At 71.5% G+C, this 12104-nt stretch carries 11 protein-coding genes; 2 read left to right on the forward strand and 9 right to left on the reverse strand.

The genetic code is table 11. From position 1 onward, the window contains the following. Positions 1-5 precede the first annotated feature (5 nt). Genes H5965_RS06815 through H5965_RS06825 form a run of 3 tightly spaced genes read right to left on the reverse strand, consistent with a single transcriptional unit; the run spans position 6 to position 3783 of the window. Positions 6-1313, reverse strand: a complete 1308-nt coding sequence (locus H5965_RS06815; protein ID WP_310968424.1) for an amidohydrolase — start codon at positions 1311-1313, stop codon at positions 6-8. Between the two features lie 23 nt (positions 1314-1336). Then, the gene (locus H5965_RS06820; protein ID WP_191313514.1) at positions 1337-1987 is read right to left on the reverse strand and encodes a response regulator transcription factor; all 651 of its coding nucleotides are present in this window, start codon (positions 1985-1987) and stop codon (positions 1337-1339) included. Then, positions 1984-3783 (reverse strand): histidine kinase, encoded by a 1800-nt coding sequence (locus H5965_RS06825; RefSeq protein ID WP_310968425.1) that lies wholly within the window; start codon positions 3781-3783, stop codon positions 1984-1986. The genes H5965_RS06820 and H5965_RS06825 overlap by 4 nt, the downstream gene beginning before the upstream one ends. A gap of 173 nt (positions 3784-3956) precedes the next feature. Between H5965_RS06825 and H5965_RS06830 the strand changes: the two genes are divergently transcribed. Continuing rightward, positions 3957-4658, forward strand: a complete 702-nt coding sequence (locus tag H5965_RS06830; protein ID WP_310968426.1) for an ABC transporter ATP-binding protein — start codon at positions 3957-3959, stop codon at positions 4656-4658. Then, complete coding sequence (locus H5965_RS06835) at positions 4655-6904, forward strand: ABC transporter permease (protein WP_310968427.1); 2250 nt, start codon at positions 4655-4657, stop codon at positions 6902-6904. Before H5965_RS06830 ends, H5965_RS06835 begins: the two co-directional genes overlap by 4 nt. A 91-nt stretch (positions 6905-6995) precedes the next feature. Here H5965_RS06835 and trmB read toward each other — a convergent pair whose 3' ends face one another. From trmB to H5965_RS06865, 6 genes are all read right to left on the reverse strand, one after another. Further along, positions 6996-7628 (reverse strand): tRNA (guanosine(46)-N7)-methyltransferase TrmB, encoded by a 633-nt coding sequence (gene trmB / locus H5965_RS06840; protein ID WP_310968519.1) that lies wholly within the window; start codon positions 7626-7628, stop codon positions 6996-6998. Between the two features lie 74 nt (positions 7629-7702). Beyond that, the gene (locus tag H5965_RS06845; RefSeq protein ID WP_310968428.1) at positions 7703-8272 is read right to left on the reverse strand and encodes a hypothetical protein; all 570 of its coding nucleotides are present in this window, start codon (positions 8270-8272) and stop codon (positions 7703-7705) included. A gap of 159 nt (positions 8273-8431) precedes the next feature. Further along, positions 8432-9187: a hypothetical protein gene (locus H5965_RS06850; RefSeq protein WP_310968429.1), complete on the reverse strand. Its 756-nt coding sequence runs from the start codon at positions 9185-9187 to the stop codon at positions 8432-8434. Beyond that, complete coding sequence (locus H5965_RS06855) at positions 9184-10116, reverse strand: ATP-binding cassette domain-containing protein (protein ID WP_310968430.1); 933 nt, start codon at positions 10114-10116, stop codon at positions 9184-9186. Before H5965_RS06855 ends, H5965_RS06850 begins: the two co-directional genes overlap by 4 nt. 106 nt (positions 10117-10222) lie before the next feature. Further along, the gene (locus H5965_RS06860; protein ID WP_310968431.1) at positions 10223-10972 is read right to left on the reverse strand and encodes an ABC transporter permease; all 750 of its coding nucleotides are present in this window, start codon (positions 10970-10972) and stop codon (positions 10223-10225) included. Between the two features lie 17 nt (positions 10973-10989). Continuing rightward, a complete protein-coding gene (locus H5965_RS06865; RefSeq protein ID WP_310968432.1) occupies positions 10990-11928 on the reverse strand; it encodes an ABC transporter ATP-binding protein in 939 nt (312 codons plus the stop codon). Between the last annotated feature and the right edge of the window lie 176 nt (positions 11929-12104).

Below are 12104 nucleotides of genomic sequence, written 5' to 3' on the forward strand. Positions count from 1 at the left end.
CCGGATCAAGCCCGCAGCCGCGCCGCTGTCTCGGCCACGCCGGCCTGCACCTTCGCGCGGTCCACCTTCGTCGACTCGCCGTCGGCCACGACCTGCTCACCCGCGACCCACACATCCCGCACGCGCCGCGAGCCTGCCGCCCACACCAGGTTCGACAGCAGCTGCGCGTCCGGCACGTCCAAGCCACAGGCGAACGCCGGGTCGTCCAGGTCGATGTGCACCAGGTCGGCCCACCGGCCCGGCTCCAAAGAGCCGATGTCGGACCGCCCCAACGCGGCCGCCCCGCCCCGAGTCGCCAGCAGGAAGACGTCGGCCGCCGTCAGTACCGTCGAATCGCCCGTGGCCAGGCGGGCGAACATGGCCGCGAGCTGCAGTTCTTCCCACAGGTCGAGGTCGTCGTTGGACGCCGGGCCGTCGGTACCTAGGCCAACCGAAACCCCCGCCGCGCGCAGGTCCGCGATCCGCGCGATGCCCGAAGCCAGCTTCGCGTTCGAGCCCGGGCAGTGCGCCATGCCGACGCCGTGGGCCGCGTACAGCGCGATGTCCGTATCCGACAGGTGGATCGAGTGCGCCGCCAGCACCCGGCCGTCCAGCATGCCCAGCTCACGAAGCAAAGCCGGCACCGAACCATGAGAAGCACGAACCGCTGTGTCCTCCGCCGCCGCCTCGGCGACGTGGATCTGGACCAACGCGCCGCGCGAGCGCGCCGACTCCGCCGTGGCGCGCAAGCCGTCGGACGAGAGCATGTACGCCGAGTGCGGGCCGTAGCCGAGCTCGATGCGGTCTCCGTGGCCGAAGCGGAGGCCGTCCGTGTCGATCCAGCGCTCGATCGCCGCCAGCTGGGTCTTCCAGTCCAGGCCCGGCAGCTCCATCACCGGGGGCGCGACCAGTACCCGGCCGCCCGTGGTCAGGACCGCGTCGACCAGCTGCTCGCCTTCGAAGTACATCTCGGCGCTGGTCGTGACGCCGTGGCGCAGCATCTCGACCGAGCCGAGCAGCATGCCGGTGCGGACGTCCTCCGGGCGCAGCTTCGCCTCGGCCGGCCAGATGATCTCGTTGAGCCAGGGCAGCAGCGGCAGGTCGCCGCCCATGCCGCGCAGCAGCGTCATCGGGCTGTGCGCGTGCGTGTTGACCAGGCCGGGCAGCAGGATGCCGGTCAGGGTGGTGACCGGTGCGGCGGATTCCGGGGCGGTGGCCGCCGGTCCGCAGTACGAAATGCGCCCATCGGCGTCGACGTCGACGACCGCGTCACGGAGAAGCGAACAGGACGGGTCGGCGGGGAGAACGACAGGGGCGTGGAAACGGCGTTGCATCTCTGGATACTACGCACCCGGAATCACGAAACGACTCCGCTCCGCCACGCCCACGCCGCGCTCTCCACCCGGTTCCGCGCGCCGATCTTGCTCTGCACCGACGCCAGGTGCGTCTTCACCGTCGACAGCGACATGAACAGCTCCGCGCCGATCTCGGTGTTGGTCAGCCCGCGCGCGACCGCCTTCAGCACGTCCAGCTCCCGCGGCGTCAGCGGCTCGGACGGCGAGGCGGCCTGCGGCTTCACCGCGCCGCCGTTGAAGTGCTTGAGCAGCCGCACGGTGATCTGCGGCGACACCAGCGCGTCACCGCGGTCGGCCGCGCGGACCGCCTCGATCAGCAGCGCCGGGCCCGCGTCCTTCAGCAGGAACCCGGACGCGCCGTTGCGCAGCGCCGTGTGGACGTACTCGTCGAGGTCGAACGTCGTGACCACGACCACCTTCAGCGGGTCCGCCACGTCCGGGCCGGCCAGCTGCCGGGTGACCTCCAGGCCGTCGAGTCCGGGCATGCGGATGTCGAGCAGGCAGACGTCCGGGCGCAGCTCGCGGGCCTTCGAGACCGCCGAGACGCCGTCCGCGACGTCGGCGACGACCTCGATGTCGTCCTGCGCGTCCAGGATCATGCGGAAACCCATCCGCACCATCTCCTGGTCGTCGGCGATCAGTACCCGGATCACTCGTCCCCTTCCTGGTCTTCTCCGGCCGCCAGCGGCAGCCAAGCTTCGACGCGCCAGCCGCCGTCCGGATCCCGCCCGGCCGACAACCGGCCCTTGAGCAGCGCGACGCGTTCGCGCATGCCGACCAGACCGTAGCCGCCCGAGCCGCCGGCCGGCCGGTGCGCCGTCTCCCGCCCGTTGTCCGTCACCCTGAGGTGCAACTGATCTCCCTGCACCTCGGCGACGACGAACGCCTCGGTCGCGCCCGAAGCGTGCTTGCCGACGTTGGTCAGCGACTCCTGCACCAGCCGCAGCGCCGAGCGGCCGACCTCGTGCGGCAGGTCCGGCGGCACGTCGAGGTGCATCGACGTCGGCACGCCGTGGTTCGCGGTCTCGACGAGCTTCCGCAGGTCCGCGCCGAGATCGGTGGTGGCCTGCTCGCTGAACTCGCTCATCCCGGCGGGTGCGTCGCCGCGCATCGAACGGACCAGCCGCCGCATCGCCGCGAGCGCCTCGACGCCGGCGTTCTCGATCCGGGCCATCGCCTCGACCGCGATCTCGGGCTTCTTCTCGGCCATCATCCGCGCGGCCTGCGCCTGCACGACGATCCCGGTGACGTGGTGGGCGACGACGTCGTGGAGCTCGCGGGCCAGCGCCATCCGCTCGGCCGTCTGCGCGTCGCTCACCGCCGTCTGCACGGCCTGGGTGCGCTGGGCGTCCCGCGAGCGCAGCATCAGGCCGACGGCGATCGAGATGCCCAGCATCAGCGCCGCGGCGAAGGCCAGCAGCGTCAAGGTTTCCGGGTCGGTCTGCAGGCCCCGGGACCGGTAGGAGTTGAGGATCGCGGCGAGCGCCACCACGCTCGACAGCACGGCGATCCGCGGCCAGGACCGGCTCAGCCCCTGGGCGCGGGTCAGGTTCACCACCACGCCCATGCCGGCGATCACCTGCACGGCCGGCACCCCGCCCGGCATCTGGTAGTCGTAGGACCGCAGGTTCAGGAACGGCGTGACGACCGCGGAGACGAGCATGATCCCGGCGAGGCCGAGCAGCGCGTCGGCGGGCCGCCGCGGCGAAAGCACCGCGATGACGGCCGCGACCAGCGAACAGAACAGGATCGGGAACCCGCGGGCGTTGCTCGAATACGTGTAGCCGAACTCGAACAGCAGCGCGAACGCCAGCAGCCCCATCAGCGGCCACTGCCCCATCGCCAGCTCGTTCACCCGGTTCAGCCGCCGCACCCGCGGATCGGCTTGCGGCCGGCGGTCCCGGGTCGCGATGGCCGGCACCAGGGCCCCGACGAGCAGCAGCAGGCCGAACAGCAGCGCCTGGGTGCCGGTGCCGCTGTCGATGTCACCGACTCCGGCGTAGCGGCCGAAGACGGCGATGAGCCCCGCGACGACCAGGAACCCGACCACGCAGAACGCCACGCCCGCCCGGGCCCGGCGGGCCACGTAGTAGACCATCAGCACCCCGGCCACGACCTCGGTGATCGTCACCTTCGGCAGCACGCTGGAGTACGGCGGGATGTGGAACGCGTGCAGGAAGAGGGTGGAGAAGATCAGCACCCCGCCGCCGGCCACGCCGGCGACCGCGGCGCGCTTCTGGGCCCAGAGGCCGCACGCCACCATCGCGAAGATGCCCGGCAGCAGGCCGAAGTCGACGAAGCGCGGGCCGTGCTCGTCGAGCGCCGCCTGCGTCGTGTAGATGACGTCGAACAGCAGCGCGGCGTACAGCACGGCGGCGGGCACGCCGATGCGCCGCACCAGGGCGGCGGCGCGGGTGTAGAGCGTTTTCGGCAGGGGCGCGGCGGGCACAACGTGACGTTACGTGATTCCCCGGTGCCCGCACCTTGGCCGAGTGGCCCGCCCTCCCTCGGCCGATCGGCCGAGGCGGCCGGGGTAGTCACTGGCCGTCTGCCCGAAGTGGACACCCCGTGGTTTCGGCGAGGCTCGTCGGCATCAAGATCCGACCGACAGGGAGAAACCTCGTGGACCCGAACACTCCACACGCGACGAACGGCCCGGTGCTCTCCGGCCGCGGGCTGGTGAAGCGCTACGGCAACCAGCACGCCCTGGCCGGCATCGACATCGACATCCAGCCGCGGGACGCCGTCGCCATCGTCGGGCCGTCCGGCTCGGGCAAGACGTCGCTGCTGCACGTCCTGGCCGGCATCCTCCGGGCCGACGACGGGCAAATCTTCCTGGCCGGGCAGCGGATCGACCACCTCGGCGAGAAGAAGCGCAGCGAACTGCGCCGCACCGAGTTCGGGTTCGTCTTCCAGTCGGGGATGCTGGTGGCCGAGCTGTCGGCCGAAGAGAACGTCGCGCTGCCGTCGCTGCTGGCCGGGCTCGGGCGCAAGGAGGCCATCGACGCCGGCCGCGTCTGGCTGTCCCGCCTCGGCCTGGCCGGCAAGGAGCGCCGCCGTCCCGGCGAGCTGTCCGGCGGCGAGGCCCAGCGCGTCGCGATCGCCCGGGCGCTGACCCACCGGCCGAAGGTCATCTTCGCCGACGAGCCGACCGGTGCGCTCGACACGCGCACCGGCCGCGACACGATGGACGCGCTGCTCGGCGCCGCCCACGAGACCGGGGCCGCGGTGATCGTGGTGACCCACGACCGCGAGCTGGCCGAGTCGATGCCCAAGACCGTCGCCATCCGGGACGGCCTGATCGCGGCGAGGCTGGCCGCGTGAACTCCCTCCAGATCGCCCTGCGGGTGCTGCGGGTCGACCGGCGGACCCGGACGTCGGCGATCCTCACCGCGATCGGGGTGGCCGTCGCGACCGGGCTGGTGCTGCTGCTGGCGACGCTGCCGTTCGCCACCCAGAACCGCGAACAGCGCGCCCTCTGGCAGGGCGAACAGTTCTACAGCCACGGCTCCGACGGCCCGGTCAACCTGCTCTTCAACGCGTCGAAGGACTACTTCGACGGCAAGCAGATCGTCCGCGTCGACGTCGCACTGGCGCCCGGCGCGACGGCCGGGTCGATCAAGCTGCCGCCGGGCGTGCCGCAGCTGCCCGGCCCCGGCGAGACCGTCGTGTCCCCCGCGCTCGGCCGGCTCCTGCAGGCCAACCCGGCCGCCCAGCTCGGCGACCGGTTCGGCAAGCCCGTCGGCTCGCTCGGCGAAGACGGTCTCCGGTTCCCGGAGCAGCTGGTCGCGCTGACCGGGCACGCCCCGGACGCGATGCCGGAGAACGTGTCCCAGGTGGCGGGGTTCCCGAGCGGGAAGGCGAGCCCGGACGCGCTGCTCATGCTGCTGTCCTGGGTCGGGATCATCGTGCTGCTGGTGCCGAGCCTGGTGCTCGTCGCGTCGTCGGCGCGCCTGACCGCGGCCCGGCGGGAACGGCGGCTGGCCGCGATCCGGCTAGCCGGGGCGACGCCGGGGCAGGTCACGAACATGGTGGCCGCCGAGACGACCTTGTCCGCGGGCATCGGCGCGGCCCTCGGGCTGCTGATCAGCCCGGCCCTGCACGGCCTCGCGTCGTTCGTGCCGTGGGCCGGCGGCACCTGGCTGGCGTCCGACTTCGCGCTGCCGGTCGGCCTGACGGTGTTCATCGTCCTGGCCATCCCGGTGCTCGTGGTGCTGGCCGGCGTCCTCGGCCTGCGCCGGGTCCTGAAGAACCCGCTGTTCGCGACCGGTGGGCACACGAAGAAGCCGCTGCACTGGTGGCGGCTGCTGGCCCTGCCCGCGGCCGGCGCGTTCTTCCTCATCGCCGTGACGACGGTGCAGGAGACCGGCGGGATCGGGCTGGTCATGGCGGGCCTGTTCTTCCTGGTCGGCTCGGCCGCGATCGTCGGGCCGTGGGTGACGTCGGCGGTCGGCGGCACGTTCGTCCGGGTCTGGCGGCGCCCGTCCGCTCTGCTCGCCGGCCGCCGCCTGCGTGACGACCCGAAGGGCGCCTACCGGGCCTCCGCCGGGATCGTGCTGGCGGTGTTCGCCGGGTCGATGGCGCTGACGCTGCTGCCGACGTTCGAATCGATGGCCGGCGGCGGGCGGTCCTACGCCGACTCCGTGCTCTACGTCGACACCGACGGCCGGCACGCGGGCACGATCGTCGACCAGGCCAACGCCGCCCTGCGGAAGTACGGCCAGAACGAGCAGGCGGTCGCGGTCGGCGAGGTCTACCTCGTCAAGGGCCAGGCGCCCAACCGGTACGGCCACCGCGCGCTGGTGATGACCTGCGCCGACGCCGTCAAGCTGACCCGCTACGGGCTCACCCCGGACAACTGCGCGGGCGGCCCGGCCGTGTTCGGCGACTCGGCGATCGACCTGGCCCAGTACAAGTTCGCCACGAACTGGGAGGGGACGGCGGTGGCCGCGAAGTCGGGGACGCGGGTGGAAGCCGTGCACCCCCGGGACGCGGACCTGTCGGACACGCTGATCGTCGACCCGGCGGCGCTGCCGGACGGTCTCGAGCTGACCGACTACACCGTCGTCGCGCCGACCACCGACGCGAACCGCGAGACCGTCCGGACGGCACTGGCCGGCCCGGCGGCGGGCGCGGAGATCGGCAGCCGCGACCAGTACCTGTACAACCAGCAGACCGAGCTCGGCGACCTGCGCCGGGTCACCGTGATCGGGCTGATCGCGGCGGGCGTCCTGGCCGGCTGCAGCGCCGCGGTCGCGACCGCGGGCTCGGTGATGGACCGCCGCCGCACGTTCGGCGCGCTGATGGCCGCGGGCACGCCGGTGCGGGTGCTGGCCAGGGCGTTGCGGATGGAAGCCGCGCTGCCGGCGCTGGTCGCCACGATCGGCGCGGGAATCGTCGGGGTACTGGTCGGCGTTGGGCTCTACAGCATGGTCGACGCGCGCGGCATCGTGCTCAGCCCGTGGCTGCTGGCGCCGGTCGTGCTCGGGGTCGGGGTGGCCCTGCTCGGCGCGTCGGTCTGCACCCCCGCGCTGAAGCGGGTCCAGGCCGAGCCGCTGGCCGACGAATAGGGCGTTCGCCCCTCTGTCGGGGGAGGGGCGGATACCGGGGGTAGTGAGCTGAAGTGGACTTTCTCCGCAGGGGATCCGGGGAGAGTCCCCTTCAGCGCTTCTCGAAGATCAGGTCGTGCGAGACGCGGCCTTCGACGTCGGCGCGCTGCTCGAACTTCGTCACCGGCCGCCACTCCGGCCGCGGCGCCCAGCCGTCGTAGCAGTTCCGCAGCGCGGGTTCGGCGGAGCAGACCTCGAGCATCTGCTCGGCGTAGTTCTCCCAGTCGGTCGCCATGTGGAAGGTGCCGCCGGGGGCGAGCCGCGACGCCACGAGCGCGGCGAACGACGGCTGCACGATCCGCCGCTTGTGGTGCTTCTTCTTCGGCCACGGGTCGGGGAAGAACAGCCGCACGCCGTGCAGCGTGTCCGGCTCGACGTGCTCGGTCAGCAGCACGACGGCGTCACCGTGCAGCAGCCGCAGGTTCTCGACGCCCAGCTTTTCGGCGCGCAGCATCAGCTGGCCGAGGCCCGGGTCGTAGACCTCGGCCGCGACGTAGTTGAGCTCCGGCGCCGCGGCGGCCAGCTGCGAGGTCGTCTCGCCCATGCCGGAGCCGATCTCCAGCATCACCGGCGCCTCGCGGCCGAACCACGCGGTGAAGTCGAGCGGCCCTTCGGGCAGCTCGCTCACCGTGCGGCCCAGCCGCGGCCAGTGGTCGTCCCACGCCCGCTGCTGCCCGACGGTCATCCGGCCACCGCGCTTGACGTAACTGACCACGCTGCGCAGCCGACGCCCGTCTTCTTTCTCCACGGAGGGAGAGGTTAACGAACGGCCTCGATCACCCCGAGACGCGACCGGAGTCCGGCGAGCCCGGCGATCGGGATCGGGTCCGGTGTCGGCCCGGTGTGCGCGGGCAGGACGTCGATCCAGCCCTCGTGCCGGTCGGTGTTCATCACCGTCGTCGGAATCGCGTGTCCCGATTTGCCGCGTTCGGACGGCATGAACTCCCAGTAGCCGGATTCACCGTCCGCGGCCCACGGGACGAATTCCCACCCCGGGCGCCTGCCGAGCAGTTGCGCGATCCGGTCCTCGACGCGGAAACCCTGCTCCCGCGAATCGAGCTTGCCGTCCGCGATCGCGCGCAGCCACCACGGCGCGGGGATCGGGCCCGCCATCCCGGCCGAAGCGCGGAACAGGGCCAGGACGCTGTCTTCGGGTGCGCGGTGCACCCACGCGCGGCGGAGTTCCGCCGGCGTCGCCGCCGTCATGGCGGCCTGCGGGAGTTCGATCGCCCGCGACCATTCGAGGTGCAGCATGGGTTCGAGCCGGGGAGCGTCGTCTTCGACGCGGGCTCGGGGAATCGTGCCGCCCAATTCTTGCCCGGTGTCCACCGTCAAGATTCACCTCCAGGGGGAGTTCAGACGGGTCCGGTGCTCTCACTTATGAATCTTGCCTGGTCGTAGCAGTATGTCCGGTGCCTGTGAGGGAAGCCACAGGTGTTTCACCTTTTGTTAACAAGGTTTTTTGCGGTATTGAGACCGCGGTCACGCTCAGGCGTCGCGTCGTGCCGTCACGAGTACACCGGCCACGAACAGGGCAACGGTGATCGCCGCGAAGTAACCGAGGTACCCCCAGGGCCCGAGCGGCGCCGGCGCCAGCCCCAGCGGCCCGGCGGCGAACCCGCCCGCCCCGACGAACTCGTCGGCGGCGTGGAACGGCATCCACTGGTAGATGTGCTTGCCGATGCCCGGGATGAAGACGAGCACGCCTTCGAGCACCTGCGTCCACACGAGGACCACCGTCAGCCCGAAGGCGACACTGCGCAGCAGGAGCGCGACGCCGACGCCGGCCACCGCGGTGAAGAGGAAGACGAGGCTCTGGCCGAGCACCGAGCGCCAGGCGGCGCCCGAGTGCAGCGCGAGGTCGGCGTCCGGCTGCACCAGCGACGCCAGTCCCCAGGAACCGAAGCCGACGACCAGCCCGAGCACGGCGCCCAGCGCGCCGACGACCAGCACCTTGGCCACCAGCGCCGGCACCCGGCTCGGCACCGCCTGGAACGTCAGCCGCATGGTGCCCCAGTTGAACTCCGATGCGGTCGCGAGCACCGCGAGCACGAGCAGCACGGTCCGGCCGTTGCCGCTCGCGAGCTGGGTGTTGCCGACCGTCGGCGGGATCTCCGGCCCGGCCAGCGCGAAGAACAGCGCGGTGAAGGCGAGCGGCGCGATGATCGCGATGGCCAGGCACCACCACGGCGCCCGGGTGCTGAAGAGCTTGATGCGCTCGGCGCGCAGGAGGTTGGTGATCATCGGGCGGCCTCCGAAGACGGCGCGGACGGCGCGGACGGCACCGCGAATTCGACGGCGTCGCGGGTCAGGTCGAGGTAGGCCTGCTCGAGCGAGCCGGTGATCGGGCTCAGCTCGTGCAGCGTGGCGCCGGCGTCGAAGGCAAGCTGCCCGATCCGGTCACTGTCCATTCCGGACACCACGAAGGCGCCGTCGGCTTCGGTGAACTCGGCCTGCCCGGTGAGCGCCGCGCGCAGCCGGTCCGCGTGCGCGGTGCGGACGCGGACGCCGTGTTCACTCGTCTGCGCGATGAACTCGTCCATGGTGCCCTGGTAGATCAGCCGGCCGCGGCCGATCACCACGAGGTCCTGCGCGGTCTGCGCCATCTCGGGCAGGAGGTGGCTGGACACGAACACGGTCCGGCCTTCGGCGGCCAGCGCGTGCAGCAGCTGCCGGATCCACGCCATGCCCTCGGGGTCGAGGCCGTTCACCGGCTCGTCGAACAGCAGCACGCGCGGGTCGCCGAGCATGGCGGCGGCGATCCCGAGCCGCTGCTGCATGCCGAGCGAGTACTGCAGGACGCGGGTCTTGCCGACGCTGGTCAGGCCGACCAGCGCCAGCACCTCTTCGACGCGCTTGTCCGGGATGCCGTTGGTGGCGGCGAGCCAGCGCAGGTGGTCGCGCCCGCTGCGGCCGGGGTGGCGCCAGGTGGCGTCCAGCATCGCGCCGACCGTCCTCAGTGGATCCGTCAGTTCCCGGTACGGGACGCCGTCGACGAGCACCCGGCCCGCGTCCGGGGTGTCGAGGCCGAGGATCAGCCGCATGGTCGTCGACTTGCCGGCGCCGTTCGGGCCGAGGAAGCCGGTGACGCGCCCCGACCGTGCGGTGAACGTCAGTTCGTCGACCGCGGTGGTCGCGCCGTACCGCTTGGTCAGTGCTGTCGCTTCGATCATGGGCTCCCCGTCCGTCGAGGCGAGCCTACTGCGAAACACCGGACCCGGGTCGCCCCCCGACAGCGCGACCCGGATCCGGTGTTCTCCCCTTTTCCCCTGTTACCCCCTACGCGTCCCGCTTCTTCGCGACCCCGAGCGCGACGAGCAGGAACACGAGCGCGATGCCGGCGAAGTACGCCAGCGCCCAGCCGGGGCTCAGCGGCGAGTCCGACGGCGGCGGGCCGTCGACCACCGCGGAGCCACGGAGGAACTTGTTGGCCACGTTGAACGGCATCCACTCGTGGATGTGGTTGCCGATCTTCGGGATCAGCTGCACGAGCTCCTCGACGGCCAAGTAGTAGATCAGCAGCAGGGCGATCGCCCCGGCGCTGTGCCGGATGAGGATGCCGAGCGCCACCGCGAGCACGGCGCTGAGCGCGAACACCGGCCCGAGCCCGGCCACGTTCATCCAGTCCTGCGAGGTGTGCAGGCCGAGGCCGTCGTTCGGCCGCATCAGCATGCCGAGGCCGAGGGCGCCGAACGCGGCGAGCTCGCCGATGACCAACGCGACCAGGGCGACCACGATCGCCTTGGCGACCAGCGCCGGCGAGCGGTGCGGCACGGCCTGGAACGTCGTGCGGATGGTGTTGAAGCGGTATTCGGTGGTCACCGCGAGCGCGGCGAGCACCATGACGACGGCGATGCCGAACTGGGAGCCGCCGAACTGGGTGGCCGGCAGCGTGAGCTGGGCGTCGGACGGCGTCGCGCCGGCGATGATGGCCGCGAAGCCGATGGTCAGGGCCAGGGTGATGAGCGCGCACCACCACGGCGAGCGGGTCGAGAACAGCTTGATGCGTTCCACGGCGAGCAGGTTCATGGTCTTGGTTTCCCCGGTTACTTGGCGGACTCGAGCACGTGCTGCGCCTCGGCGTCGAGGCCGGTGTGGTACTCGACGGAGTCGCCGGTGATCTGCATGAAGGCCTGTTCGAGCGAGCCGGTCTGCGGGCTCAGCTCGTGCAGCACGATCCGGTTGGCGGCGGCGATCTCGCCGATCTTGTCGCTGTCCATCCCGGACACCACGAGCGCGTTCGCCTCCTCGACGACGCCGGCGCTGGCGCGCTGCAGGGCGTCGCGGAGCTCGGCCAGCTGCGGAGAACGCACCTTCACCGTGTTCTCGGCCGCGCGGGCGACGAAGTCTTCGGTGGACGACTGCGAGATCAGCTGTCCCCGGCCGATCACCACGAGGTTGCTCGCGGTCAGCGCCATCTCCGAAAGCAGGTGGCTGGAGACGAACACCGTGCGGCCTTCCTCGGCCAGCCGGTGCATGAACTTCCGGATCCAGAGGATGCCCTCGGGGTCGAGGCCGTTCACCGGCTCGTCGAACAGCAGCACCTCGGGGTCGCCGAGCAGGGCGGCCGCGATGCCGAGGCGCTGCGACATGCCGAGCGAGAACCCGCCGGCGCGCTTGTTCGCGACACTCGTCAGGCCGACCGTCTCGAGGACCTCGTCGACGCGGGTGGCCGGGATGCGGTTGGACTTCGCCATCCACAGCAGGTGGGCGCGCGCCGAGCGGTTCGGGTGCACCCACTTCGCGTCCAGCAGCGCGCCGACGGTGCGCAGCGGCTCCTTGAGGTCGTGGTACTTCTTGCCCCCGATGGTGACCTGGCCGCCCGTCGGGTTGTCCAGGCCGAGGATCATCCGCATGGTGGTGGACTTGCCCGCCCCGTTCGGACCGAGGAAGCCGGTGACCTGCCCCGCGGACACGGAGAACGACAGGTTGTTCACCGCCAGCGTTTTTCCGTACCGTTTGGTGAGGCCCGTTGCCTCGATCATGACTGCTCCTCTTCCGCCCCTCGCTTACGACGCGTTCATCGTCGCGGGTCGGGGATGGTTTGCGCGTCACCCTGGAGGCCGAACCACTCCCCCTACCTGAGTAGTACCTTGCTGGCTCTTCGGCCGATGCGCGATCCGTGATGACCCTGAGTCAACCCTGAGAACCTTGTTCAGCC

It is taken from the genome of Amycolatopsis sp. 505 (genome assembly GCF_031625235.1).
Classification (GTDB): Bacteria; Actinomycetota; Actinomycetes; order Mycobacteriales; family Pseudonocardiaceae; genus Amycolatopsis.